The sequence below is a fragment of the Paenibacillus sp. FSL W8-0919 genome (genome assembly GCF_038003785.1).
Classification (GTDB): domain Bacteria; phylum Bacillota; class Bacilli; order Paenibacillales; family Paenibacillaceae; genus Paenibacillus_AQ; species Paenibacillus_AQ lactis.
Window position 1 is genome coordinate 4395830 of record NZ_JBBOPV010000001.1, and the last position, 26450, is coordinate 4422279.

Here is a 26450-nt window from a genome sequence, read left to right on the forward strand (position 1 = left end):
ACTACGTTCCGCCATATAAAAAAATGAGCAAAACAACACGATTCCACGTAGTTGTTCTGCTCAATGTGCTGTACGTATGGCTAATTCCGAGATTAAACCTTAGCCGATCCGGTTTGCGGGCCGGATGGCACACTGCGGAGCCAGCTGCGGCGCCATTTCAGCTGCATTACGATCGTAAGAGTCAACGAAGCCGCCGCGATAAAGCTTAAAATGATGAAGCCTGTGGCGTATGAGCCTGTCGCTTGGTACAATCGCCCCAGAATCAGCGGCAGCGCATAGCCTCCAAGTCCACCGGCAGCGCCGACGATCCCGGTAACCAGGCCGATCTCGCCGGCAAACCGTTGAGGGACGAGCTGAAATACGGAACCGTTACCCGCTCCCAGACACATCATGCCGATAAACAGCAGGATGACAACGACCCAAAGAGGAGGCAGGAAGGAAACACCGATCAGCATGATCGCGGCACCGGCATAGAGAATCATCAGCATTCGAGAGCCGCCGATTCGATCGGCGAGAAAGCCTCCAACTGGGCGGAAGAAGCTCCCTGCGATGACGCAGATCGTTGTAATGTCTGCGGCCTGAACCGCGGAGAGACCATACTGGGTGTTGAAGAAGATCGTCAGATAGTTAGCGAGCCCGACAAAGCCGCCAAAGGTTACGCAGTACAGGGCACAGAATACCCAAGCATCACGTTGTTTAAGGACATGGCCGTATTCGTACAGCCGTTTGGGGGCAGGGCGATTCGGGCTGTTGCGGGCAAACAGCGAGAAGTAAATGAAGACCAGTACAATAGGTATGATTGCTAGACCGAACACAACTTCCCAGCTTCCGAAATGCTGGGCAAGACGATTGGCGAACAAGGTCGCGAGAACGGTACCGCTGTTCCCGGCACCCGCGATCCCCATTGCCAGACCTTGATGTTCCTTGGGATACCACTGACCAGCAAGAGGAAGCGCAGCGGCGAACGATGCTCCCGCGACCCCGAGCAGAACAGCAACGACGTACAATTGATCGAGTGAATCTACCCATAACCAGCCGAGCAACAGAGGGATCAGGGTGACCATCATTCCAATCTGAGCGGTAAGTTTGGGACCGATACGATCAGCCAGGAAGCCTAATACAAGTCTGAGGATCGAGCCGCCCAGAACGGGCAGCGCCACCAAATTTGCCTTCTGAACCGGATCCATCGGATAATCTGCAGCAATGACAACCGCAAGCGGCCCGAGCATGCCCCAAATCATAAAACTGATATCAAAATACAGAAAAGCACCGAACAGGGAGGGCTTATGCCCGCTTTGCCAAAAACCTTTCCTCTCCATGACTTTCACTCCTCATCCAAATGTGTTCTTTCTCTGTTCTCTTTGCTTCATGAAGCCAAATCGCCAAATCCCCAGCCGCAGGCAAAAAAGGCCGCAAGTCGCTCTTTTCCAGAACGATTCGCGGCCACATTGCCCATGACAAAAAACACGTCATTGTGTCTTTCGTCTTAATATTCAGCTGATTTGATGTTCACATTATAGACAGGAGGGGGAAATGGTGTCAATATACATAACACAAAAATTTAAAAAAATTTAAATTTATAAATTTACTACTCTCTAAATGTAATATATATTGACATTATAATCGACATGAACTAATCTGTATTTAACATAATAATCGAAGATCGGCACAATGCTGTGCCGGTTTTGAGGCAATGACGCCCTTTCCCTGCGTGCAGGGGGAGGGCATTTTTGTATTATTCTCACATGAAGATGACATGGTTTGAATGGAGGAATAACATGCAGCGAAAGAAACTTATAGTCGTCGGGAATGGCATGGCGGGGATAAAGTGTGTTGAAGAAATCCTAAAGATTGCTCCGGAGCACTTTGATATTACGATCTTCGGAGCCGAGGCCTTTCCAAACTATAATCGGATCCTCTTATCCAAAGTCCTGCAAGGTGAACATGCGCTGCAGGATATTATTCTGAACGACTGGTCCTGGTATGAGCGGCATGGGATCCGCTTGTTGGCCGGTCAGCCCGTTCGTCATATCGATGCCAAACGACGTTTCGTCGAGACAGCCTCCGGCCTACGCGCAACGTATGATGCATTAATCCTGGCAACCGGCTCATCTCCATTCATACCGCCTATCCCAGGGACGGATAAGGAAGGGGTTATATCCTTTCGAACGATCGACGATTGCGAGAGAATGTCCGAAATGTCCAAATCCTATAGAAAAGCGGCTGTCATTGGCGGAGGGTTGTTAGGCTTGGAAGCAGCTCGCGGGCTGCTTCATCTTGGTATGGAGACCCAAGTGGTTCATAACGCACCTTATATCATGAATCGACAGCTGGATCGCGTCGCTGCGGATATGCTTCAGCGAGAACTCGAGAGCCAAGGGATGCAATTTTATTTGGCGAAAAACACCACGCGAATTACCGGCCGAACAAGGGCGCAGGGGCTTCGGTTTATGGACGGAACGCGGCTTGATGCGGATGTGGTCGTCCTCGCCGTGGGGATCAGGCCGAACATAGAGCTGGCCCAAAGAAGCGGCATTCTAACGCGGAGGGCGATTGTCGTAGATGACTTCATGAGAACAAGCGATCCGAACATTTTTGCCCTGGGGGAATGCGCGGAACACCGGGGAGTAAGTTACGGCCTGGTGGCCCCCTTATATGAGCAGGGGAGGGTGCTTGCCCGCGTCATCTGCGGACATGAGACTGAGCCCTATAACGGGTCGATCCCGTCCTCCCAGCTTAAAATATCGGGTGTAGATGTTTTTTCCGCCGGCGTAATCTCGGGTGAAGGCGTAGAAACCGCTGTTCAGAACTATGATGCCGTTTGCGGCACATACAAAAAAGTAACCGTGCACAACGGCAAGATTGCCGGGGCAATTCTGTTCGGGGATACGGCGGAAGGAGCTGCATTGCTGGGATTTGTGGAACGGGGCGCGGCCGTAGCAGAGCTACTCCCGCGTGAGCGTGCTGCCAGCCCGGCGGAAGCGGCGGCTGAAGCGCTGCCGGACCATGAAACGGTGTGCGCTTGCAACCGTGTCAGCAAAGCGGCGATCATTCATGCCATAACCGACCACGATTTAACAAGTGCCGAAGAAGTAAAGGTGCATACCAAAGCATCCGCTTCTTGCGGCGGATGCCGGCCAATGGTGGTTGGAATTGTCCAATATATGCAAAGCAGTAAAACGACGGATAAGCCGCAGAAACAGAAGGCAGTCGGAACGCCGGCGGAAGCTCCTATATGTGATTGTACGGTTCATGGTCATTCTTCAATAAAGCAAACCATTACTGACGCGGTGAATCAAGGCTGCCGTACCATCCCGGACATCATGTCGCAACTGGGCTGGAAGAAGGCGGGCGGATGTACTATATGCCTCCCGGTCATACGATTCTATCTGGAAATGGCGGGCGTTGTTAACGATGAAGAGAGGATAGCGGCTAGGAAGGCACAAAGCCATGTTTTTTATGCAGATCAATCGTATTATCAGGGCGTGCGGATACGTATTGACGATGGGGAAGCTTCCGAACCGGTCGCGGCTGGCATCCAGCGCATTGGGGAAAGGCTCCGCATCAGCTGGCAAGATGTAACGCTTCCTTATCCGGTAAGTGCCGGCGTGTCATATGGGACAGGGTCGCCCATTGGAATTCTGGTCCAGGGGGTCGGGATCTCAGCTTCCCCCGCAGGTTGGGAGGTGTATCTCGGCGGACATGCGGAGCATCCTGTCCGCGAAGGACAGCTGATCGGTGTTGCAGAGCAAGAGGAAGACATCGTTCGTCTCGTATCCGCTTGCCTGCAGTGGTATCGGCAGAACAGCTTCTACAATGAACCGCTGTGGGCGTGGGTGGAACGTACGGATGTCCTTGCGATCCGGGAGATTGTGCTTGACGATGATATGCAGCGTGAGCTTGCAGAAAAGCTGTCGCGACGTTCGTTGAAAGCTTATGCCGGTTAGACGGAGGAGAAATCGAGGGAGAGGTGGTCTAAGATGGTTTATACGGATTTGGATATAGAGAGAGCTTCTGCCAAGGTAGAGACTCAATGTCCTTTTTGCAGTGTACAGTGTAAGATGACGGTTACTGAAGTGGAGGAAGGTGTTCCGGGTCAGCGACGGACTGCCTACCAGATTGAAGGCGTGCCAAACGCTGCCTCCGAGGGCAGGGTCTGCGTCAAAGGCATGAATGCGCATCAGCATGCTGTCCACTCGCAGCGGTTGCTGGAACCACTGATCCGTGTCAACGGCGAGCTCGTTTCTTGTTCCTGGGACGAGGCGATTCACGTGATAAGCCATCGGCTAAAGACGATTACAGACCAGTACGGTCCTGATGCGAATGCCGTATACGGCGGTGGATCGCTGACCAACGAAACGGCCTATTTGCTCGGCAAATTTGCCAGAGTGGCGCTCGGCACGAAATATATCGATTATAACGGTCGTTTCTGCATGTCGGCAGCGGCCTCTGCTGGGAGTAAAACCTTTGGGATTGACAGGGGGCTGACGTTCAGGCTGGCCGACATTCCTCTGGCGCGCTGCATTGTCCTCGCCGGTACCAATATCGCGGAGTGCCAGCCAACGCTGCTGCCTTATTTTAACCAGGCGAAAGAGAACGGAGCGAAGATCGTGGTCATCGACCCGCGGAAAACGGCAACAGCCGCCATTGCGGATATCCACCTGCCGATCAGACCGGGTACGGATGCGTTGCTGGCTGATGCCATGCTGAAGATCATCATGGATGAGGGCTTCGTGGATGAGGCATTTATCCGAGCCAGGACAAATGGTTATGATGAGCTGAGAGCCTATATGAACGGGTTCAATTTGAATCGGGCTGCCGATCTATGCGGACTGGAGTTAGAGCAAATCCGGGAGGCAGCCAGATCCTATGGCATGGCAGGCACAGGAATGATTTTGACCGCCCGAGGGGTAGAGCAGCAGATGGATGGCCATCTTGCGGTTCGGCATTTTCTGAACCTGGTCTTAGCCACAGGCAAAATCGGCAGGGAAGGCTGCGGATATGGAGCCGTCACCGGGCAGGGGAATGGACAGGGCGGAAGAGAGCATGGGCAAAAGGCTGATCAGCTGCCGGGCTACAGATCGATCGAGAATGAGGAGGACCGTAAGTACGTTGCCTCCGTATGGGGTGTTGAAGCTTCAAGCTTACCTGGAAAAGGCATCTCGGCCTATGAGATGATGGAGCTTGTTCATCAGGGCGAGATCAAATCTCTCTTCGTGATGGGCTCCAATCCCGTGGTTTCGAATCCGAACGCCGGGCATGTGGTGGAAGGCTTGAAGAGCCTTGATCTGCTGGTGGTTGCCGATATGTTCATGTCCGAAACGGCCCAATTGGCTGACATCGTGCTGCCGGTGACCTCCTATTTGGAGAATGAAGGGACACTGACCAATCTGGAGGGGCGGGTCCTTCTGCGGGAAGCCGGCCGTGAGCCTCCCGGTGAGGCGCGCCATGACTGGATGATCCTCTGCTCCATAGCAGACCAACTGGGAAAAGGACTGTACTTTCGCTTCAACGGGCCTGAAGAGATATTTAATGAGCTGAGACTGGCGAGCAAAGGCGGGGTTGCTGATTATTACGGCATCACGTATGACCGATTGCGCAGGGAGGAAGGGGTGTACTGGCCTTGCCCCTCTACCGAAGAGGCTGGGGTCGGCTTACTGTTCCAGCAATCGTTTGCCCACCCGGACGGGAAGGCTGTTTTCACCATAACAGAAGGAGAGCGCTGGGGAGGAGTGTCCGAGGAATACCCGCTAATCCTGACCAATGGACGCGTATTGTCCCATTATCTGACCGGGGTGCAGACCCGGAGAAGCCCCTCTTTGCTTGCGCGCGAGCTGGAGAATTTCGCAGAGATTCACCCGACTACCGCACAGCGTTATCGGGTCCGTGACGGCGAGTGGGTCGAAGTTGTGTCGGAGCATGGCTCATTTACGGTCCGCTGCAGAGTTGGAGACTCTATTCGGCAAGATACCCTGTTTGTCCCTATGCATTGGGGCGGGGTACAGAACGTCAATCATGCTACCCGGCCGGAGCTGGACCCGTTCTGCAAAATGCCCGGCTTCAAGACCACTGCCGTTCGTATTCGGTCTTTAAAGCAGGCAAACAGCCTGGAAGGATAAGCGGTTAAGAACAAAGCGCCTACATTGATTATAATTCGCCTCTATTACGATGTCACAAATCAGCTTCTATCAATCTAATGACCATTTCGATGAATCAGAGCATCTCATCGAAGTGGTCATTATTTTGTCGTTAATTGTTGCAAATGCAGCATTATTCGATTAAACTAAATAAATACTTTTGTTGCAATTGCAACATATTGAGAACGAGGGAGTCAATTGGATGGAAATTCTTCGAGAGATTGGAATGATTGCAAGAGCATTGGATTCGATTAGCAATATGGAATTTAAAGAATATGACCTGACCAAAGGACAATATTTGTACCTTGTGAGGGTATGCGAAAACCCAGGAATCATTCAAGAGAAGCTCGCTGAGATGATAAAAGTAGACCGCACAACGGCAGCCCGTGCCATCAAGAAGCTTGAGCTTCACGGCTTCATTGAAAAGAAGGAAGATCATCATAATAGAAAAATCAAACGGCTCTTTCCAACGGAGAAAGGGAAACATGTGTATCCTTTTATAAAGAGAGAACATGATTACTCCAATGGGGTTGCATTAGATGGGTTATCCGAAAACGAAGCAGAAACTCTGTTCAATCTCTTGCAGAGGGTCAGAAAAAATGTAGAGAAAGACTGGGAGTTTGTTAAAAAGGGCAACAAGAGATTGTATTGATTTATCAAAGGGAGGAGAGATCGATTGACGATCCATATAAGAAAATGCACCTTAGAAGACCTGGAAATACTTCAAGATGTTAGTGTTGAAACATTTAATGAAACATTTAAGGATCAGAATTCACCTGAAAATATGAAGGCATATTTAGACAAAGCATTTAACTTAAACCAATTAGAACAAGAGATAAGCAATAGCTATTCGGAGTTCTATTTTATTTCTTATAATGGGGAAATCGCCGGGTATCTAAAGGTAAACACCGAAGAAGCGCAAACGGAATTGATGGGCAATGACTCGCTTGAAATCGAGAGGATTTATATCAAGAGCCGCTATCAAAAACATGGGCTTGGCAAGCTTCTGCTCAATAAAGCCATGGAAGTCGCGGCGGAACGCCATAAACGGAAGGTTTGGTTAGGCGTTTGGGAACGAAATGAAAATGCTATTGCTTTTTATAAGAAAATGGGGTTTGTTCAAACAGGTTCCCATTCCTTTTATATGGGGGACGAAGAACAGAGGGATTACATTATGACCAAAACAAGCATGGAACGCTTCAAACGAGATTATAGCACTGAAGCTGAGCTATAACTAGCAAAAGGGCGCCAAGATGGGTGCGGCTTGTCTGTACGGCTTAGGCAACGTTTTAATGGTATAACAACAAAAACGATGACCTATGTCATCGTCAGATTGTCGAGAAACCCTGTCCTTTTAAAGGATCAGGGTTTCTCTGTATTTCCAAAGTAACTAAGTTAAGAAAAATATGAGGGGGCTACCCCCGTTTTTCCAGGCGATCCAGGTGGATCGCCATCTTCTTCATGTTCTGCACGGCTGCCGTCATCAAGGCCTGTTCCCTGACGTTCTGCAAACCGCGCAAACGGCAATAGCGAAACCCATGGAGCTCTTTGGCATCCGCGAAGCTTCGCTCAATCGTTTCTTTTCGTTTTCGGTAGAGATATTTCCCGGATCGACTCAACCGGTTGCCTCGCACCCACTCTTTGCTGTCCTCCCAGACATGACGGGTTACCACCTTTCGGTGGTTGCGAGACCGTGTGCATTCGTTTAATAACGGGCAGTTCTTGCAATGCTGTGGATCCGAAGCGTACTGCCGGTATCCCTCGCGGTTGGTCGTCGTGTACGGTAATTCGTGCTTCGCTGGACAGACATAAACATTACGCTGTGCGTCATAAGTGAACTTCCATTTTGGGAATAAACCTTGGGTTGAGTGAAATCTTCGGTGAGCAATAACGGCAAAAATATTTCGGCTTTGCAGCCCTTTGCAAATGGGTGAAGTCAAATACCCGGAGTCCAGAGCAACGGCTTCGACTTTAAAACCAAATCGTTGTTGTTGACGATCCAAACGGGATAAATACGGTACAGAATCATGGACATTTCCAGCGGTGACATGTACATCCGTAATCATATTGTATTTCAGGTCCACAGTACGGTGATCTAAGTAGAAAAATCCTTCCGGTTTCCCATCACGGATCATATAACCGCTGTCGGGATCTGTCGTGCTCACTTTGACTTCCTTTTCCTCGATCACGTCCTCTCTAGGCTTTAGCGCTTTTTTCCATGTGCATTCCGGTCAGCCTCCACGGCAGCATTAAGTTCACTCACATAGTCACGGGTGTTTTGTAAAACCTGCTCCTTTGTGTATTTATGCTTGTTCGCACTCGCTTTGACGTGGGTTGAATCGGTAACTAAGACACGTCCGCCCACCATACGGTGCTGGATAGCTTGAAGCACAATCTCATCGAAGATCTCCTGAAAAATCTCGGTGTCTTTAAAGCGAGTGCGACGATTCCAGCTAATCGTAGAATGGTCAGGCACTTTGTCGGTTAGACCTAACCCCAAAAACCAGCGGTAAGCAAGATTGGTTTGAATCTCACGTTCGAGTTGGCGTTCGGAACGGATGCCATAAAAATAACCGAGGAAAATCATTTTAAATAACACGACAGGGTCGATAGCTGGCCGCCCATTATCAGCACAGTAAAGCGGACGAACCTTTTCGTCGATGAAAGAGAAATCGATATACTTGTCCACTTTACGGAGCAGATGATCTTGAGGAACCAATTCTTCAATCGAAACAAATTCGTAAGCCTGCTGTTTTTCTCGATTCGAACGCAACATATGTAACACCCTTCCGAACGGTTTATTTAATACCATTATACAACATTAACGCGGTGTCGTGTTGAATTAAATTCACAAGAAAATAGCTGTCGAGACTTTCTCGACAGCCTGACGATGACCTATGTCATCGTTTTTGCTTTAGATCTAACAGATTTGATTGATCATTTACCATCCTACACGAATAATCAGGCCCTTCGGATCGCCCACTTCGAGATAAGCAGCTTGGCCGTTGACATCATCATATGCAAATCCATAGGCCAAGCGGTTAATGCTGTGGTCGTGCCAGAATTTTGCGTAATAATTAGCCGGAGCGGCTTGAAAGTAATTTGACACGTTATTCCAGTCGCTCGTCGTATATACATGGCGATTGATGGCTGCGCACGTTGCAGCATCCGTCAAAGCGCCGTCGCACCGGAAAATATCCTGCGTACTGTACGGTGCGTACCCGGCGAAATAGTTGGCATTCGCGCCTCCCTGGGCGAAAGAGCCGTGAATTGGCGCTACAATGCGATATGGAGCTTGAACGGTTGCCAGCGATTTGAATTCGGCAGGAACCTCGGCCTGGAATTTGGCGAAAATTCCGCTTCGAGTCTCGGATTCAAGCTCACCTACGGTTTGGTCAAAAGAACCTGATTTGTTGACTAGCCGATGCTGGATCGGAAAACCGAACCCATCCACGCGTGTCGTATTGCCGTGATAGCCTGCCTGGTCAACCGTGAATTCAACGAAATCGAAAATGATATCGCGGTTTGGATCCGTTGGATTGTTCAGATCGGGACCGGCAAATCCGTGATCGAAGGTTTTCAAGTACATTGGGGAACCGACGCTAAGAAACATTCGGCCTGAAGTAATCTGAGGCAAGGTGATCCAGGAAGCATCGCTGACCTTGTGGTAAATGTTGGCGTAATGGATGCCGTTCTTGGTTAAGTGGCCTGGCGCATCATTCAAGGCGCTCGAGATGGGGATCAGATTGCCACTCAGGTCCAGGTAGCTCCAACGACCGTTCACGGGATTGATGCCGAGGACGCCCCAGTATATTTGCTGGTCGGTGTAAGCGCCATGGGTCCCGTTCATGATCTTTACGGAGACGGCACCGTTTGGCGGCATGGGAATCGAGGATGGGAGAATGTCATATATGGAACCGGATGAAGGGGGATCTGGCGTGGAACCAGCGGTGTACGTAAAGATATTGGTGTCGTAGGCTGGGGTTCCGTTATTATAAGTAAACCAATACGCAATGACGTTGCCAGCGGCTATGCCTGTGATCGCTTGTTCGTATCGGGATTTGCCAGCGTTGTACGCCATTCTCAAATTTTGCTGCACGCCGTCATTCACTTTGTAATGAACATCCACCCAACTCGTGTTGACGGACGATTTGAACCATATGGTAGCTGTGCTTCCGGATCGTTCGACGCCCTGCGTGTAGTCTGCGGCTTCCGCCTTCGTACCGAAGAAGGTACTGCACGTCAGCAGCAACGACAGAATCAGCAAATAAGACAATCCCTTTCGAATCATTAAAAGTTCCTCCTTTAATTTGGGGATAAAGTCAACTTTGCAATTGGGCTTGAAACGGCATCACTCCTTTGTTTTACCGAGGTATTCGGCTGTTGATTGCTGTGAATGCGGTTACAAAAATGATTATAATTCCGTTTACCAAAATATAGGAGTCTTGGAATTTCGGGATGGGGTTCACAATTTCGGATGGAGTTTGAGCGTTACAATAGCAGGCAATTTTTAAGGCAGCTAATCATACAGATTAGCTGCCTCTATTGTCATGACATCTGGCAAATGAAAGGGGATTTAACACACAATTACGAAATCATCGTGCAATCTACGAAGGCGGTAAGCATTCATGGCGGATTCACGCAGCTCCTCAAGAATGGTGTAATTTGCCCAGGCGCCTGCGACAGCGCCGATCCCAGGCACCATCTGCAGCATTTTCCGGAAGTCCATGGCGTCCCGATACTCGATCTGAAATGTCTCCCAGTCCATATTGCGGGCGTACTCGGTGTCGGACATCCATTGTTCCTTTTCGATATGCCAATGCTTGACGGATTCGAGCAGCCGCGCACGGTTCCCCGGTCCCGAGAACGTCATTTGGAACACCTTGAGAATGAATACCCGCTCAGAGAAATGCTTGGTGTCATAGCCGTAAACATGAGCCAGCTCGAACAGAAATTTCATCTTGATCGCAATTAAAGCGGGAAAGTCCACCATGCTAAGCATAATGCCGCCAGCTCCCGTTCCAGCCCCTTCGGCAACCGCAATTTTTTGGTACAGGGCAAATAATTCCTGCGCTTCTTGATCCGCAGCCTCGAGTTCCAAAGTACGCTCCACCTGCCGACTCGGCGTATATTCCGCGCCGAACAATGCCGTGCGCACGATCGATCGAATGGTGGTCGTTATGATATTGTGCACCTTCGGGGGAATCCAATGATTAATTCGATTGCCGATTGTTTTCGATGTTTTTTCCAGCCATCCCGGCGGTCTGAACATTTTGTGTTCCCAGTCGGCAATTTCCCTCTGTACTTTATGTTCGTAGCTCATGCTCCATCGCTCCTCCAACATACTTGGCAAAATTATAACGAATATATCCATGATTCGAAACCGTCCGCAGGAGGTAGCGGACCTCGACTAAAGTCCAGCATCGCATCGAAGATAAAGATTGCTGATTGTGGGCAGGGTTCTGTATAGAGGTTCGATTGTTTCTGATCGTGCGAAGGTCATTGACGTTTCATCGCTCGCCACTTGGATGGAGAGACCCCCATCCTTTGCTTGAAATGCCGGTTAAAGCTGGATAGGGTAGCGCAGCCTACCTGTTCCGAAATATTCAGAATGCTGTTGTCAGTATGGCACAGCAATGCGGAAGCCATCTGCATTCGAACATGAATCAGGTAATCGAGCGGAGCCATTCCCATACAGGAGCGGAACGTACGGCGGAAATGGGTGACGCTGAGATTGCAAGCTGCCGCCAACGCATCGATTCCTATCGGCTCCATATAATGCTGTGAGATGTACTCCAGTGATTTAGAAATTTTGTTCATGGAAGCCCGATCAATCGCTTCAGCTTCAAACGCTTGGTCAGACAAAGGGTTGATGATTCTGTCAATGAGGGTTATCAGGCTCCAAACAGAGCTTCTAACGGCGGATTCATACCCCGTCATCTGCTGGCCCAATTCTTTCATAAGGAATTCCGCCATTAACGAAATCTCGGGAGCGTCGCTGGGATTGACGATATTCGTAAACCGTGAGTATCCAGGTGGAGCTGACTCATTCCATGCTTGAGGACATACAGTGCCGAGAAGCGTTTTTGGATCCAAGAAGCAAAAATGCCAGCGGCTTACCTGACCTTTTACGCTTTGGGCAAGATGGAGCTGGCCCGGAAAAATAATACACACATCGCCTTTTGAATAGGGCAGTATTTTTTCTTCTACGATAAACACGCCCGAGCCTTCGCAGCAATATCCGATCTCCAAGCAATTATGATAGTGCAAATAGGTGATATCAGCATCTCTCTGGATAAAATTCTCGATCCAATCTACAGGAAACCTTGGTGGAAGTAGATACGGCTGAGAAATTACTTCATATGAGGTTGGTCGTTTCTGCATAGTTTTTGGTTCCTTTTCAGCAGAATTGTCATCTGTTTTATTATAATCTGGATTTGAAAACGAATACACTAGGAAAGCAAAAGCGGAAGGAGATTTGATATGGCGTATCCGGCGGAACCGAAATTGAACGAGCTGGCCACGAGAATCATTGAATACGGGCGTTTGGCTCATGAATACGGTGCAACTGACGTTTCCGACGTCTTGTTGGAAGTGGAACGGGCGATGAAGGCTTCTCTTCAAAAAATGCAAGATCTGCCTGTCGACGAGGCGCTTGCTTCGCAAGTGCCGAATGATCTGAAGGGGATTCAAGCGTTACGGTCTGACGGACCCCGAAGAATGTGGAAATCGTTCGATAAGACTGTTTATAAAAATAAGCTGGAAGGTGCTATGCTGGCTCGATTCGCCGGATGTACGCTCGGAGCTCCGGTGGAACTATGGGGAGTCGATGAAATGAAGAGCTGGGCCGAGTATATTGGCGATCATTTCCCGCCGCAGAACTATTGGTCCAAAGCGAAGACTCCAAACCATCTGCGATATGGGAAGAGCACTTTCTATGAATATACCCTTGAAGGTCTGAATTGCGTTCCGGTTGACGATGACGTTACGTACACGATCCTGGGACTGCTCATTGCCGAGGAGCATGGGACACATTTTACCACGGAGGATGTGGGGAAGAGCTGGTTGAAATATTTGCCGTATGCCTGCACAGCTGAGGAAGTCGCCCTTCTTAACTTGAAGGCAGGCAGGACGGCGATGGAAGCGGCGGATGTGAACAATCCGTACTGTCAATGGATCGGCGGAGACATTCGATCCGACCCGTGGGCCTATATCGCTCCCGGAATCCCCTCGAAAGCCGCGGAGTATGCGTACCGCGACGCCTACTTGAGCCATCGAAGGAACGGCATCTATGGCGAAATGTTTTTCAGCGCCGCGCAAGCTGCCGCCTTCGAGGTTGATCATCCGGTAGATGCTCTGCGCATCGGGTTAACTGAAATTCCTAGAGGGTGCAACCTATATAAGGATATTGAATGGGCGCTCTCCATCGGAAAGGATATCCGGAATTATGCAGAAGCCAGGGAGGCTGTGAACAATCGTTTTAAAGGTATGCACAGCGTTCATACGAACAACAATGCTTGCTTGACCGTATTCGGATTAATGATCGGAGGGACGGACGTGTCCAAGGTCATATCGGAGACAGTGGCGATGGGGCTGGACAATGATTGCACGGCCGCGACCGCGGGCAGCATTGTCGGTGCGATCGTCGGCAAGGAGGGGGTGCCTGCCCATTGGTACGCGCCATTCCATGATACAGTAAAGACGTATATGATCGGGAAGGAGACATTCAAGATCAGCGATCTGGTAGAGAGATTTGCCGCAGTAGCGGAGCAAACATTTAACGATGCTTAAGCGAGGATCCATTTACGAGGGTAAGAGCATAACTCACATAAGAAACCGCGAATATCGCGGTTTCTGCTTGTTTTAGAAGACGATTATTTGATTATGAGCTTACTTGCTGATCGCCTTCGAAGAATAACTAAAACCATTTTCCCCCTTGTGATCTTCCGTATTTAGCGTTTACCCTGTAAGTAGCTGAGCAGATGAATAGTGCTATGCATGATGAGTAATAATCCGAATTTGATATTCAAACTTCATGTAACAAGGAAATATGAATACACACACTGCAGTTAAATACTAAATAGATTATCAGTTAAAAAGGAGAGATGCTATGAATTATAACGAGGTTTTGCAAATCATGGATGCACACTTACTTCCATCCGTATTGGAATTGTACGGGTTGGAGGGCTATGAAATCCAGCTGATTCCACCCCATGAAGGAGGGCGGAATGTCGTTTATGCCTTTGAGAAAGAAGGAGCCGACGCAAAAATACTGCGAATCGCTTTCTTACCTGACAGAAGCCGGGATGATTTTCTGGCCGAGGTTGAATATATCCGCTATTTATTTGAGCACGGAGGCAGCGTCTCCAATGTAATCAGCTCCCGGAATGGGAATCTGCTTGAGGAGATTACCCATAATCAGCATCCCTTTTTTATCTGCCTGTTTGAAAAGGCTAGAGGAAAAATGCTTGCGGAAAATCATTATCGTTACCGGGAAGGAGCTCCTATATCCGAATACTATTACAACTGCGGTAAAGTCTTAGGGAAGCTGCACCAATTATCAAAAGAGTACACACCTGTCCACCGCAGGCATCATTTTTCCGACAAATTCAATGCCGAATATATCGATAAACTGATTCCTGACTCCCTATTTCTGCTGAAGAAGAAGCTGGTTGAGCTCCTTCATGCTTTAGAAGGATTGGACAGAGGCCATGAGACTTACGGTATGATCCATTTTGATTACAACGATGGGAATTATTCGATCGATTTTGATACCGGGCAAATCACGGTATACGATTTCGATAATTCATGCTTCGGCTGGTACATGTATGACTTGGCAAGTGTCTGGGGAAACGGAGTAGGCTGGATCCAGTTCGAACCAGACGCCGGTAAACGTAAAGCCTTTATGGATGATTACTTTAAAACGGTCCTTGAGGGATACAGATCCGAGACCAAGCTGGAAGATTCGATGCTGGATCAGCTCCGATTATTTATACAGGCGTGTGTCATGGAAAATATTGTGGATGCATTCGAAGTGATGAAAAACACCGGCGAGGAACCGGACTGTGATGAGCGGCTTTCGTATTTTATAAAATGCATGGAAGACGATATCCCGTATGAAGGATTGTTCCATGAGATCTATTCGTGTGAAGAACCCTTTGAATATGAGGAACGTAAGATATAAGTCGATATTGTAGCGAACTCAAAATAAAATATGAAGACGGAAGATATATGATTTTAGTGAAATTTTGGAGCACACCCCCCAATCATAATTTGGGGGGTGTTTTTTTGCGAGTTTATCGAATGTTAATCATTTCGATATGAACTGTTAATTTCTTTCTGGCCAGCTCTTAAGATCATGCATTTATTCTAATGAGAAGGATTTAGAAAATATAGAGAGGAGTTGACAAAATGGTCCTTTACTACATAATAGCCGCTTTTGTATTAATTGCCGATCAGGCGGCCAAATAGCAGCTGATTCCTTCTTAAGCATCGGAGTCATTAGTGTGTTCTTTTCTAGCTTGAGAGAGTCTCCTAAGAAGGAACATGATGCGCCCCTTCAATAAGCGCCGGATCACATGACTATGCTTAATCGAATGTTAATATTTTTCCTACCAATCTTTTATTTCTCAAAAATCAACTTTTCATGTTCAGCCTTTACGATTAGGAAAACAAGGTCGCTAAGACATGAGGGGAGAACGCTTATGGAAAACAAGATCCTACTTGATGCAAAGGGATTGACGAAAACCTTCGGTTCCAGGACCGCTGTCAATGGTCTTAATCTTCGGATTAAGGAAGGCGATATTTACGGTTTCCTTGGCACCAACGGATCCGGTAAAACAACAACGATCCGAATGCTAACGGGACTTATCCATCCCGATGCAGGCGAAGTGAGGATTGGAGGATATCAATTGAAGTCACATTTTAAAGATGCAATAGCACTTGTCGGCGCTATTGTAGAGCAGCCAGCCTTCTATACCTATCTTTCCGCCTATGACAATCTCATGCTGACAGCGAACCTCCTGACGGGCGTGACAAGAAGACGCGTGCTAGAAGTCCTTGAGATCGTTGGACTGTCCGATCGGGCAAAAGACAAGGTTGGTTCCTATTCGCTCGGGATGAGGCAGCGTCTTGGTATTGCGAGCTCGCTTCTAAACGAGCCGAAGCTGATCATTCTTGACGAACCTACGAACGGACTTGACCCGCAAGGAATGAAGGGAATTAGAGAAATGATCGCGCAGCTTGCTGCGGAGCAAGGCATTACTTTCCTCATTTCTAGCCATCTGCTGCATGAAGTCGAACAAATGTGCAGCAAGATCGGCATTATCCGACACGGTAAGCTGGTGGCGGAAGGCGATGTCCAGCAGCTGCTCTCATCTGGAGGACCCAGAACGCTCGAGCAATACTTTTTGGACATAACGGAAGGAGATGGTAGGTCGTGATTCGATTGATCCAAAACGAGCTTTACAAAACCTTCAGATTAAAGAAAATGTATATATTTATAGCCATTCTGATCATCCATGCTTGCATGACCGTCTATTTTTATCAGTCTGGCGGGGAATGGAAGTCGGTCATTGTTACGCCGAACGGGCAATCCCTTCCTTTAGCGCTCATAAACAGCTTGGCCCAATTCATGACCATCTTCATTCCCGTTTACGTGGCAGACTTGATTACTGGCGATATAAAAGCAGGCACGTTCAAGCTGACGCTGCTGCGACCCGTCGGACGGATCGAATGGCTCAATGCCAAAATCGCCTCATTATTCGTATTCATCTTAGTCCTGGTTGTTTTATCCCTCGCAGCAGAGTACGCGATTGGAACGCTTGCCTTCGGTTGGGGCGAGTATACATTCTATGCTGGAGAGGAGTACACAGGAGAGGAAGGGGTATGGTTAACGATTCGGCTGACGTTCTCAATGCTGCTGCCGTACATGGCTTGCGGAATGATTGTCGTTTTATTGGCTGTCATGGCCACGAACATTAGTACTACGATTGGGCTCTCCATCGGAATTTTGACTGCCGCACAATCCTTGAATGCGTTCGAGATGATCAAACCCTATTCCGTTGTGAACCACATGTACTATTTTCATGAAATCGTCCATAAGGCTACTTGGGAAGCCGTGCTTCAGAACACCGCGATTATCGCAGCATACATCGTATTGTTCTATGCCGCCAGTGCGTTGATCATCAAGAAAAAAGATCTAATCCAATAGGAGGGGGCCCTTCCTGCTCAAGGTTTTCCGATAAGTGCTACTAGGCGATTTTTTCAAGGAAGGCCATGTTCACTTTCACTTATATTGGTATCTACTACGAAGCGAGTGTTATGATACAGGAGAAGGATATATATGGATATGAATGAGGTGAACCCGTGCAGCTCGACCGGATTATGATCGTGGAAGATGAGAAAGAAATTGCGGATTTGTTAAAGGATTACCTTGTAGAAGAGCACTTCGAAGTCATCGTCGCTAGCGACGGGCTAGAGGCCGTTCGATTGTTCAGGGAAACCCGGCCGCAATTGATGATTTTGGATATCATGCTGCCCCATTTAAACGGGATTGAAGTATGCCGAACGATTCGCTCCGAATCGTCCATACCCATTATCATGCTTAGCGCCAAGAAGAGCGATGTCGATAAAATTCTCGGATTAGGAATCGGCGCGGACGATTATGTAGTCAAGCCTTTCAGTCCAGGCGAGGTGATTGCAAGGGTCAGGGCGCAGCTCCGCAGAGTGAATCAGCTGTCGTCACCAATGCCGCCATCGGATATCATCCGACATAAAGATCTGGAACTCGATCTCAAAGCCTACGAAGTGAGCGTTCGAAATCAACCTGTTCAATGCTCGGCGAAGGAGTTTGAAGTACTCCGCTTTATGGCCCTTCATCCGAATCAGGTGTTAACTCGCGAACAAATCTTTCAAAATGTCTGGGGTTTCGAAGAACGCGGAGACTTGAATACGGTAACCGTCCATATTAAGAAAATCCGGGAGAAAATTGAGCGGGATCCCGCCAACCCGACCTTGATCAAAACGGTATGGGGCGTAGGCTATAAGCTTGATGGTGGTTTGCGATGAAGACCGGAATCCGCTTTAAACTGATCGCTTCACTAACCGGGATTATATTTGTTCCTGTAATCTTGATGACGATATCCGGGGTTCGCGTGAAAGAGCAGGGCCCAAGCGGCGGAACTATGGGGATATTCATTTTCGTGATCGGCACGCTAGTGGTGGCGTATCTTCTATGCGCCTATATATTGGCTTATGTGATTACAAGACGTGTCCTTCTGCCCCTAAAGGAACTGAACAATGCAGCGGAGCAAATTATAAACGGCAACTTGGATTTTCAAATCCGCAACCGCTACCATGACGAGGTAGGACGCTTCAGCGATGTATTCGAATTAATGCGTGCAAGGTTGAAGGAATCCCTGGATCAGCAAACTTCTTACGAACGTTCGCGCAATGAACTGATTGCCAACATTTCCCATGATTTGCGAACGCCGATAACCTCGATTCGCGGCTATGTCGAAGGTTTGCAGGATGGCATAGCACGCGATGAACAAAAGGTGAGCAAATACCTGGCCGTGATCAAAAACAAAACAGAGCAGCTGGATCGCATGATTGAAGACCTGTTTCAATTCGCTCAATTGGAGGCGGGGCACCTAATCATGGACGCCCGGGTCATCGACAGCCAAGTCTTGCTTGAAGCAATCATAGCCCCTTACGAGATCGAGTTTCAGGATGCTCCGGTTGGATTATCCGTCGAACGGCCATTCCCTTCCAGACTTGTAAGGGCGGACGCCGATCGTATTGCCCAAGTGTTTGAAAATTTGATCGAAAACGCCAAAAGATATGCCGGAGATTTAACGGAAATTACCGTTTCTATGAAAGATGAAGGAGATTGTCTGCTTATTGCGGTCAAAGACAATGGGAAAGGCATCGCTGAAGCGGATGTGCCGTATTTGTTTGAACGGTTTTACCGTGGAGAGAAGTCCCGTTCCAGAGCGTTCGGAGGCGCAGGTCTGGGACTGGCCATTTGCAAACAAATCGTGGAAGATCATGGCGGCCGGATTTGGGTCAGGAGTACAGATGGTAGCGGAGCCGAATTTTATTTTACCTTGCCGGTTTTCAAGGATGAATAAACGTTCCTGACCGGACGCCGGATGTTCCCTTCATCTCTCAATCGATAGAGTGCTTCTTATGGTACGTATACGCTTAATCTCCCTTTTAAGCCTTCTGCAATTTCTCTTGGCATTTCCTTTACCTTGATATCATCCCCGAGGAAAAGCAGCCAATTGGTTATTTCGGTTACTTCTTCTGAATGATGCACATTGATAAAAGTCTTTAAGGTCGCTGTGGTTTGATACGGATTCGTATAAGCAAGCGAAAACCTCAAAGGGTGGTATTTTTTGAACTGGGCAATCGCCTTTGGACCGAGATCAAGGACAAGGTTGGCTGCCTCCTCCAGCTTACTGAGCTCGGATATCTTTTTCTTGTTCATTCTTTTTTTCACAGGGTATGGTTGTACATCAGTGAGATTGTCGACAGGGATGATCCGCCTTTTTTCAGCCTCTAGGTCCAAGCCATCAATTTGCCATTGGCTTTTTTCCCGATATAGATGCAAGAGATAAATCGGATATGACTTGGTTACCTTCTCTTCTTTGACGAAGAGCATTAAATACCTGTCCCCAAGAAGAATTTGAATGAGATGTTCCAACATCGGATGGGGGAGATCAGTCAGGTCAAGCAGGTCCGGATTATTGGGGTTAGTTCCTTCGAACAGCAATATTTGATTTAGAAGCACCAGGTCATCTTGCTGGTTTTCCGAGATGAGACCCAGCAATTTTTCGGCTAAAGAGTGACGGCTCTTTAAATATGGCAGTTGTTGATTTCTTGTGGCCATAAAGGCGATAAACAGGGCTCTAATCTCATTATCGGTAAAGCGGACCGTAGGGAGGACGGAGTTGTTCATGACAAAATATCCCCCATCCCTCCCGACCTCAGCGACAAGCGGCATTCCCATCGCTTCAATTTCTCTGATATCGCGAATCGCGGTCGAACGAGAGATGTTAAATTCCCTCATGATTTCAGAAATGGTAAAGTGGGCGCGGTTGTTGATATACCGCATGATGGTGTTGATCCGTTCAACTTTTTTCATCGGGCCCTCCTAAACAGTATCACTTTTTGACATGGTTTAAAGTTATTATAAACCCATCAAGTGAAAAAACAAATCATTTGATAAATTTAAGAAGAGGAAGGTTTGGAATATGACCAATTACAGTATTGAGGAAAAAGACAGCTTTATCGTATTAGGGATCGGAACGGAGCTTCAAAGCGATTACACCGACTATGCCGGCATCAACAAGGAGAAGGCCGACTTTTGGGAGGCCGTAAAACAAGATGGAAAGCTTGACACATTAAAGGCCGTGGCCGCAAATGACTACATCTTTGCCGTAAACGAAGCCGTGAATAACAAGATGATGTATTACGCTGGCGTGATGACCGAGGCATCGATACCGGAAGCGACCAGAGCGATCCAATTTCCTAAAGGGGAATACCTCGTTGTAAAAGGAGAAGCGCAGAGCGCTGATGAGTTGAGTCAGATGCTTACAGGTATCGCCTTTGGACAAGCGCTGCCGGAAACACAGGAGGTTGCCTATGTCGGCGGGCCCAACGCAACGGTGGAAATGGGGCAGCGAAACGGCCTCGTATTTGGTGAAATGTGGATTCCTGTCGTTAGGAAATAAGTAGACCTGTATCTAATCTGTGCCATTCTACATACCGAAAACATTTCAGCCTTTTTGGGATCGGTGCAAGAACTGGATGATCAAACAGGAGAACAGCCGGTCAGAGTGTAGAAGCAACGGAGCGCGATTTCCATAATAGCAATTACCGCCTTCTTATGAGGGCGGTTTTTATTTATCCAAAAATCCTCTCTCTCTATATATAGATTTATGATTTTCCGATTGTAAGCGCCCTTCGAAGAAAACACAGCTGCGGCTTAAGAAACGACATGTTGCAAGAAGCGATCGGAAGGTATGATGTTCAAGAAAGCCAAGCTGATCAAATTCTATTAAGGTGGAACCCGAAATGCTACGATTTCGGCTTCATGAATTGAAGGATACGAGGTCTGGCCATATACTCGGAGACCTTCTGCCCGGCGATTATTTATGCGCCGGTGGTCTCGCTTTCACGAAGCCCGGCGAAAGAAGCCATACGAACGACGGACCCGGAGGCTTGGATATACATACGCATCCGGATCGAGAGGCGTTCATCATAATCCAAGGGTACGGCATCATGGAGGTGGATGGAGTGGAGCACGTTGTAACCACAGGGGATATCCTGATTATTGAAGCTGGCGAAGACCATCACCTTCGTTCCAGCGAAGACGATCCGCTCGTAACATTGTGGTGTCACGCGGGGCACGTTCGCCATAAAAGTCAGGCGGAATGATGAAACAACGTCGTAGAAAAACACAGGGCAGTATGGAGACGCGACATGGAGCTTACATAGTCTGTCGTTTTATGATCGATTTGCAGGATATCAGAACCTGTACCAAACAGTGCGGGCACAGCCTGAATTTTGAAGATGGAATGGAGTTGACATCTATGCAGTACAGAAGACTGGGTAACAGTGGATTGAAGGTGAGCGAAATCGCACTCGGCAGCTGGCTTACCGTCGGAGCGGCTTCAGATCCCAGGCTTCCGGAGAGGATCATCGACCGCGCTTATGGGCATGGCATAAATCTATTTGATACGGCGAACGTCTATCATCATGGTGAAGCAGAAAGGATCGTTGGGCATGCATTGGCCAAATACGAACGAAGCTCATATGTTCTGGCCACAAAGGTTTGCGTGCCGGTAGGAGACGGCCCCAATGACCGCGGCTTGTCCCGCAAGCATATTCGCGAGCAGTGCGACTTGAGCTTGAAGCGGCTTGGCGTCGACTATATCGACTTGTATCAGTGTCACCGGTACGATCCCGATACGCCGCTCGACGAAACGCTCCGGGCTCTCGATGATCTGGTGAAAGCGGGCAAAGTGTTGTACACAGGTGTGAGCATGTGGAGACCGGCGCAGATCGTGGATGCGGTTCGGACGGGCGCCGAATTGAACCTGAACCGCATCATCTCCAGTCAACCGCAATACCATATGCTCCTTCGCGAACCGGAACTGGAGCTGATCCCGGTTTGCGAGAGGGAGGGGCTCGGCCAAATCGTATTCTCTCCGCTTGCCCAAGGCGCGCTTACTGGCAAATACGAGCCTGGCGGCATGATCCCGCCAAGCTCGAGGGCGGCGGACCCGAAGCAGAACGGAGCCATCTCCCGCTGGATTGACGAGGATCACCTGAAGCGGGTGCAGCGACTGAAACCGATCGCGGATCAGGCCGGCATCTCGCTTGCACAAATGGCGCTAGCCTGGATTCTGCGTCAGCCATCCGTGGCCAGCTGCATCGTCGGAGCCTCGAGACCAGAGCAGGTGGACCATAACGTCCACGCTTCCGGTATCCGGCTTGACGCGGCTACGCTCGATGCCATTGATGCTGCGCTTAAATTCGAAGAGAAGTAGCACATGATTTACAGAAGGAGTGAAGAATATGCCGGGAAACACGCCCATTGCCGCATCGAAGCCGCCCAAACGCACTTCCATGTCCCGATCGAGGTTGAGCCAGTTCCGCAAATACAAGGTTCTTTACATCATCTCGCTGCCAGGATTGTTGTATTTCATCGTATTCAAATACATTCCGTTGCTAGGCTCGGCCATGGCGTTCCAGGATTACAACATATTCAATGGATTTTCTGCAAGTCCGTGGGTCGGGCTGGAGCATTTCCGACGCATGTTTGAATACAGCGAATTTTTGCGGATTTTGAAGAACACGATTTTAATCGGTGGTTATGACCTCATCTTTGCTTTTCCCGTGCCGATCATTTTGGCGATCCTGCTGAATGAGATGAGGGTGGTTTTGTTTAAGCGAGTGCTGCAAACCGTCGTGTACATGCCGCATTTTTTATCATGGGTCATCATTGGGGGCATCGCCATCGGTATTTTGTCCCCGTCCACAGGGCTCGTAAACAGCATGCTCGAATCGCTAGGTTTGGACTCCATTTATTTTCTCGGGGAAGAGTCCTATATCCGAAGCATTCTCGTAGGATCGGGCATTTGGAAGGACAGCGGTTGGGGCACGATCGTATACCTTGCGGCGCTCGCCGGCATCAATCCTGAACTGTACGAGGCTGCCCGCATCGATGGTGCCAACCGCTGGAAGCAAATCTCGAAGATTACTATACCGGCCATTTTGCCAACGGTCGTCATCATGTTTTTGCTGCATATTGGCAACTTTCTTGATTTCGGTTTCGAACGGGTATTCGTGTTCCTGAACCCGTTAAATGAAAATAGCGGCGATATTCTGGATACGTATATCTATCGCGTCGGTTTGATCCAGCAGCAATACAGCTACACGACCGCCATCGGTTTGTTCAAATCCGTGGTCGGCCTTGGCCTGATCATGATCGGCAACACGCTGAGCAAGAAAGCGACGGGCAGCGGACTGTATTAATTTTACGAATCAAAAGGAGGGTTGCGGCATGCAGCCATCATCGAAGCTTCGTCGTTTCCATTTATTTGACTGCATGAACTATATCTTTATGACGCTGCTCGGGATAATGATGATTTTTCCGATTTTACACGTACTGGCTAAGTCTCTGAGCAGTGAAGCGGCTATCAATAGCGGGCGCGTTTCGCTGATTCCGGTCGATCTGACCTTCGATAATTATCAAGTTATTCTCAATGATCCGTCGATCCTGCGCGCGTTCGGCGTCAGCGTGTTCATTACGGTCGTCGGCACCTTGATCAATCTCGTCTCGACCGCATCGCTCGCTTACCCCCTGTCCAGGCAGGAGTATCAGGGACGCAAGCCCATTCTGATGCTCATTCTCGTTACTTTCATTTTCTCGGCGCCGCTTATCCCGAACTTTCTGCTTATCAAAAATCTGCATTTGCTCGATACGCTGTGGGCACTTATGATCCCAGGCGCAATCAGCGCCTATAATTTATTCATCATGAGGTCTTTCTATATGAGCCTGCCTAATGAGTTGATCGACTGCGCCAGAACAGACGGAGCTTCAGAGCTTAGGATCATATGGAGCGTCGTGCTCCCGCTGTCCAAACCGATCATGGCGACGATGGGGTTGTTCTATGCAGTCACGCATTGGAATTCATACTCGCAAGCGTTATATTACATCAACTCGCGCACGCTGTATCCGCTGCAGCTCAGGCTTCAGGAAATCGTGATGAATAACTCCATGGCCGAGGCGGGAGGTTTGATGGAGGAGTTGTCGAACGTGTCGCCAAGCGGCGTCCAAATGTCCGTCATAATCGTATCGGTGCTGCCGATCATGCTGGTGTATCCTTTTCTGCAAAAATATTTTGTGAAAGGCATGCTCATCGGTTCGATCAAATCGTAGCCCATGATAAAAAAACACACATCCATAATAAATATGCCATAACCATTAATTTTTATATTTAGTAACTTATTGTTGTGGTTTATTCAATGAAAAGGAGATGAAGGTACGATGAAGAGACGACTAAGCCTGATGCTAGCCATCATTCTTGCAGTCGGAAGTGTAAGCGCTTGCGCTGGTGGCGGCAGCACTCCAGGCAACTCGAGTGAGGGGCAGACCAATCAACAACCGGCCCAAACCGGCGAGACCGGCCATTCGGGAGCGGAGGAGCCTCTGAAGTTCAGCATGTCGATCACGACAAGCGGCAATCCCCATGTGGAGCAGTCTCCGGATATCAACAAAGATAAATGGGTGCTGGAACTGGAGAAGCGTACGAATACCGACGTTCAGTTGACTACGATTCCGCTTAAAGATTTCGATTCCAAAATGTCGATTATGTTCGCAAGCAATAATATCCCCGACGTCGTGCAAAACGTAGGAGGTGCGACGGACAAATCGATGGCAGGGTCCGTCCAAGCCGGTGTCTTCATGCCGCTCGACGATCTGCTGAAGCAACACGCGCCGAACATCATGAAGCACGTCACGGAAGCAGCCTGGGACGAAGTCAGTTATAAGGGCAAGATTTACGGCATCCCGAACTGGCTAAGCAATCCGTCCAGACGGGCCACGTTCATTCGGACCGATCTGCTGAAGCAAACCGGATTGCCCGTGCCGAAGACGCCGGAGGAATTCCTTGATGTCATTCGCGCATTCAAGAAGCTGGGTGTCGAAAATCCGTACCAGCTTCGCATGGACTTTAAGTACGCCGACCTCTTCTTCGGCCCTTACGACGCGTTAGGCTATCAGTTCATGCAGCAGGGCGACGAGATCGTTCCCAAGTTTTTCGACGTAGACAATATGACCAAGGCGCTGACCATGTACAAAACCATGTATGATGAAGGCTTGGTACCAAAAGACTTTGCCACATTGAATGTAACTACATACGCAGAAAATATCAATGGCGGCAAAGCCGGCATGTGGACGTCCAACGCTGCGGGGCTGCTCGATTTCCGCTCGAAGATCAAAGCGGTTGATCCGAAGGCCGAGGTTGAAATCATTCCGTCACCGGTCGGGCCTGACGGACTGAGCGGTTACGGATTGTACAGCTCGGTTATTACGTCTTTGTACATCAACAAGAATGTGCCGGAGGAAAAAGCGATCCGCATTATCAAGATGCTGGATTGGATGCTGACCGATGAAGCCAAAATGTTCTTCACCTTCGGCATCGAAGGGGAGAATTACACGATCGATAATGGCAAAGTGAATTACAAAGCGCCTACAACCGCGGAAGAAGAAGCCGAGCAAGGCTTCAGGGGCATGCTGGGATTCGTGGGCGATGCGACAATCAATCGGATGCGGATGGAGCAGCTCGAAGGCGGCCAAGACGTGCTGGATGCGCTGGATAACACACTGGCAAGAGAAGGGGTGGGCGGCATTATCTTTATCCCTGATTTGGAATCGTTCCAGCGGTATCCGGACCTCGCTTCCAAGCGGCCGGATCAGGCGCCTAAGATCATCGTCGACCATATGGTCAAAATGATTTACGGCAACGAGGATATCGCCGATTGGCCCAAGGTCATCGAGGAATATCGCCAGAAAGGCGGCAACGAGATTATTAAGGAAGCAACCGAACGATTTAACAACAAGGACGGCGTTGTTATCCAGGAGTCGCGCCTTCGATAACCCCGCGAATGCATGGAATGCAAGGCTTGCAAATCCAGTCGCCGATACCAGGCCATCCCCGGGGGATGGCCTTATCGTTACCGACATCGAGGACCAGGACATGAACGAGATTGAGTTTTTGCTGTCCCCATTTTTTAAGA

Annotated in this window: 22 protein-coding genes; 16 read left to right on the plus strand and 6 right to left on the minus strand. The window is 48.9% G+C overall.

Features of this window, described 5'->3' with window-relative positions; genetic code table 11:
- Nucleotides 1-92: 92 nt before the first annotated feature.
- A complete protein-coding gene (locus NST44_RS19920; protein ID WP_028405965.1) occupies nucleotides 93-1319 on the minus strand; it encodes a nitrate/nitrite transporter in 1227 nt (408 codons plus the stop codon).
- Nucleotides 1320-1778: 459 nt separating this feature from the next.
- Between NST44_RS19920 and nirB the strand changes: the two genes are divergently transcribed.
- The 4 genes from nirB (at nucleotide 1779) to NST44_RS19940 (ending at nucleotide 7371) form a co-directional block, all read left to right on the plus strand.
- Nucleotides 1779-3947: a nitrite reductase large subunit NirB gene (nirB, locus tag NST44_RS19925; RefSeq protein ID WP_340900469.1), complete on the plus strand. Its 2169-nt coding sequence runs from the start codon at nucleotides 1779-1781 to the stop codon at nucleotides 3945-3947.
- Between the two features lie 33 nt (nucleotides 3948-3980).
- A complete protein-coding gene (gene nasC, locus NST44_RS19930; protein ID WP_034273684.1) occupies nucleotides 3981-6119 on the plus strand; it encodes an assimilatory nitrate reductase catalytic subunit NasC in 2139 nt (712 codons plus the stop codon).
- Nucleotides 6120-6339: 220 nt separating this feature from the next.
- Nucleotides 6340-6789 (plus strand): MarR family winged helix-turn-helix transcriptional regulator, encoded by a 450-nt coding sequence (locus NST44_RS19935; protein ID WP_007128177.1) that lies wholly within the window; start codon nucleotides 6340-6342, stop codon nucleotides 6787-6789.
- A gap of 24 nt (nucleotides 6790-6813) precedes the next feature.
- The gene (locus NST44_RS19940; RefSeq protein ID WP_007128176.1) at nucleotides 6814-7371 is read left to right on the plus strand and encodes a GNAT family N-acetyltransferase; all 558 of its coding nucleotides are present in this window, start codon (nucleotides 6814-6816) and stop codon (nucleotides 7369-7371) included.
- A gap of 181 nt (nucleotides 7372-7552) precedes the next feature.
- Here the strand turns inward: NST44_RS19940 and NST44_RS19945 are convergent.
- From NST44_RS19945 to NST44_RS19960, 4 genes are all read right to left on the minus strand, one after another.
- A protein-coding gene (locus NST44_RS19945) for an IS1182 family transposase (protein WP_213617301.1) occupies nucleotides 7553-8913 on the minus strand; the annotation gives its coding sequence in 2 pieces (ribosomal slippage) (nucleotides 7553-8346 and nucleotides 8346-8913; 1362 coding nt in all).
- A 165-nt stretch (nucleotides 8914-9078) separates the two neighbouring features.
- Entirely contained in the window at nucleotides 9079-10428 is a 1350-nt protein-coding gene (locus tag NST44_RS19950; RefSeq protein WP_007128175.1) for a glycoside hydrolase family 64 protein, read from the minus strand.
- Nucleotides 10429-10713: 285 nt separating this feature from the next.
- On the minus strand, nucleotides 10714-11460 hold the full coding sequence (locus NST44_RS19955; protein ID WP_340900470.1) for an EcsC family protein: 747 nt from the start codon (nucleotides 11458-11460) through the stop codon (nucleotides 10714-10716).
- A gap of 176 nt (nucleotides 11461-11636) precedes the next feature.
- Complete coding sequence (locus tag NST44_RS19960) at nucleotides 11637-12521, minus strand: AraC family transcriptional regulator (protein ID WP_007128173.1); 885 nt, start codon at nucleotides 12519-12521, stop codon at nucleotides 11637-11639.
- Between the two features lie 99 nt (nucleotides 12522-12620).
- Between NST44_RS19960 and NST44_RS19965 the strand changes: the two genes are divergently transcribed.
- From NST44_RS19965 to NST44_RS19990, 6 genes are all read left to right on the plus strand, one after another.
- On the plus strand, nucleotides 12621-13928 hold the full coding sequence (locus NST44_RS19965; RefSeq protein WP_340900471.1) for an ADP-ribosylglycohydrolase family protein: 1308 nt from the start codon (nucleotides 12621-12623) through the stop codon (nucleotides 13926-13928).
- A gap of 319 nt (nucleotides 13929-14247) precedes the next feature.
- A complete protein-coding gene (locus NST44_RS19970) occupies nucleotides 14248-15321 on the plus strand; it encodes a phosphotransferase enzyme family protein (protein ID WP_007128171.1) in 1074 nt (357 codons plus the stop codon).
- 520 nt (nucleotides 15322-15841) lie between these two features.
- Entirely contained in the window at nucleotides 15842-16579 is a 738-nt protein-coding gene (locus tag NST44_RS19975; protein ID WP_007128170.1) for an ABC transporter ATP-binding protein, read from the plus strand.
- The gene (locus NST44_RS19980; protein ID WP_007128169.1) at nucleotides 16576-17349 is read left to right on the plus strand and encodes an ABC transporter permease; all 774 of its coding nucleotides are present in this window, start codon (nucleotides 16576-16578) and stop codon (nucleotides 17347-17349) included. The genes NST44_RS19975 and NST44_RS19980 overlap by 4 nt, the downstream gene beginning before the upstream one ends.
- 155 nt (nucleotides 17350-17504) lie before the next feature.
- Nucleotides 17505-18206: a response regulator transcription factor gene (locus NST44_RS19985; protein ID WP_007128168.1), complete on the plus strand. Its 702-nt coding sequence runs from the start codon at nucleotides 17505-17507 to the stop codon at nucleotides 18204-18206.
- Nucleotides 18203-19270: a sensor histidine kinase gene (locus tag NST44_RS19990; protein WP_007128167.1), complete on the plus strand. Its 1068-nt coding sequence runs from the start codon at nucleotides 18203-18205 to the stop codon at nucleotides 19268-19270. Before NST44_RS19985 ends, NST44_RS19990 begins: the two co-directional genes overlap by 4 nt.
- A 56-nt stretch (nucleotides 19271-19326) precedes the next feature.
- On the opposite strand, the gene NST44_RS19995 is transcribed toward NST44_RS19990, so the two are convergent.
- Nucleotides 19327-20286, minus strand: coding sequence for a helix-turn-helix transcriptional regulator (locus NST44_RS19995; RefSeq protein ID WP_007128166.1), 960 nt, complete (start codon nucleotides 20284-20286; stop codon nucleotides 19327-19329).
- Between the two features lie 109 nt (nucleotides 20287-20395).
- Between NST44_RS19995 and NST44_RS20000 the strand changes: the two genes are divergently transcribed.
- The 6 genes from NST44_RS20000 (at nucleotide 20396) to NST44_RS20025 (ending at nucleotide 26310) form a co-directional block, all read left to right on the plus strand.
- The gene (locus tag NST44_RS20000; RefSeq protein ID WP_007128165.1) at nucleotides 20396-20875 is read left to right on the plus strand and encodes a GyrI-like domain-containing protein; all 480 of its coding nucleotides are present in this window, start codon (nucleotides 20396-20398) and stop codon (nucleotides 20873-20875) included.
- A 343-nt stretch (nucleotides 20876-21218) separates the two neighbouring features.
- On the plus strand, nucleotides 21219-21581 hold the full coding sequence (locus NST44_RS20005) for a cupin domain-containing protein (protein WP_007128164.1): 363 nt from the start codon (nucleotides 21219-21221) through the stop codon (nucleotides 21579-21581).
- 155 nt (nucleotides 21582-21736) lie between these two features.
- Nucleotides 21737-22696, plus strand: a complete 960-nt coding sequence (locus NST44_RS20010; RefSeq protein WP_040738210.1) for an aldo/keto reductase family protein — start codon at nucleotides 21737-21739, stop codon at nucleotides 22694-22696.
- A 79-nt stretch (nucleotides 22697-22775) separates the two neighbouring features.
- Nucleotides 22776-23684: an ABC transporter permease gene (locus tag NST44_RS20015; protein ID WP_100085189.1), complete on the plus strand. Its 909-nt coding sequence runs from the start codon at nucleotides 22776-22778 to the stop codon at nucleotides 23682-23684.
- Between the two features lie 28 nt (nucleotides 23685-23712).
- On the plus strand, nucleotides 23713-24591 hold the full coding sequence (locus tag NST44_RS20020) for a carbohydrate ABC transporter permease (protein ID WP_210094826.1): 879 nt from the start codon (nucleotides 23713-23715) through the stop codon (nucleotides 24589-24591).
- Between the two features lie 108 nt (nucleotides 24592-24699).
- Nucleotides 24700-26310, plus strand: a complete 1611-nt coding sequence (locus NST44_RS20025) for an extracellular solute-binding protein (RefSeq protein WP_007128160.1) — start codon at nucleotides 24700-24702, stop codon at nucleotides 26308-26310.
- Nucleotides 26311-26450: the final 140 nt, after the last annotated feature.

Coding starts and splice junctions, on each gene's coding strand:
- NST44_RS19990 (WP_007128167.1), top strand. CDS start 18,203: ATGAAGACCGGAATCCGCTTTAAACTGATCGCTTCACTAACCGGGATT.
- nasC (WP_034273684.1), top strand. CDS start 3,981: ATGGTTTATACGGATTTGGATATAGAGAGAGCTTCTGCCAAGGTAGAG.
- NST44_RS19950 (WP_007128175.1), bottom strand. CDS start 10,428: ATGATTCGAAAGGGATTGTCTTATTTGCTGATTCTGTCGTTGCTGCTG.
- NST44_RS20005 (WP_007128164.1), top strand. CDS start 21,219: ATGCTACGATTTCGGCTTCATGAATTGAAGGATACGAGGTCTGGCCAT.
- nirB (WP_340900469.1), top strand. CDS start 1,779: ATGCAGCGAAAGAAACTTATAGTCGTCGGGAATGGCATGGCGGGGATA.
- NST44_RS20020 (WP_210094826.1), top strand. CDS start 23,713: ATGCAGCCATCATCGAAGCTTCGTCGTTTCCATTTATTTGACTGCATG.
- NST44_RS20010 (WP_040738210.1), top strand. CDS start 21,737: ATGCAGTACAGAAGACTGGGTAACAGTGGATTGAAGGTGAGCGAAATC.
- NST44_RS20000 (WP_007128165.1), top strand. CDS start 20,396: ATGACCAATTACAGTATTGAGGAAAAAGACAGCTTTATCGTATTAGGG.
- NST44_RS19960 (WP_007128173.1), bottom strand. CDS start 12,521: ATGCAGAAACGACCAACCTCATATGAAGTAATTTCTCAGCCGTATCTA.
- NST44_RS20015 (WP_100085189.1), top strand. CDS start 22,776: ATGTCCCGATCGAGGTTGAGCCAGTTCCGCAAATACAAGGTTCTTTAC.
- NST44_RS19970 (WP_007128171.1), top strand. CDS start 14,248: ATGAATTATAACGAGGTTTTGCAAATCATGGATGCACACTTACTTCCA.
- NST44_RS19995 (WP_007128166.1), bottom strand. CDS start 20,286: ATGAAAAAAGTTGAACGGATCAACACCATCATGCGGTATATCAACAAC.
- NST44_RS20025 (WP_007128160.1), top strand. CDS start 24,700: ATGAAGAGACGACTAAGCCTGATGCTAGCCATCATTCTTGCAGTCGGA.
- NST44_RS19920 (WP_028405965.1), bottom strand. CDS start 1,319: ATGGAGAGGAAAGGTTTTTGGCAAAGCGGGCATAAGCCCTCCCTGTTC.
- NST44_RS19965 (WP_340900471.1), top strand. CDS start 12,621: ATGGCGTATCCGGCGGAACCGAAATTGAACGAGCTGGCCACGAGAATC.
- NST44_RS19955 (WP_340900470.1), bottom strand. CDS start 11,460: ATGAGCTACGAACATAAAGTACAGAGGGAAATTGCCGACTGGGAACAC.
- NST44_RS19935 (WP_007128177.1), top strand. CDS start 6,340: ATGGAAATTCTTCGAGAGATTGGAATGATTGCAAGAGCATTGGATTCG.
- NST44_RS19975 (WP_007128170.1), top strand. CDS start 15,842: ATGGAAAACAAGATCCTACTTGATGCAAAGGGATTGACGAAAACCTTC.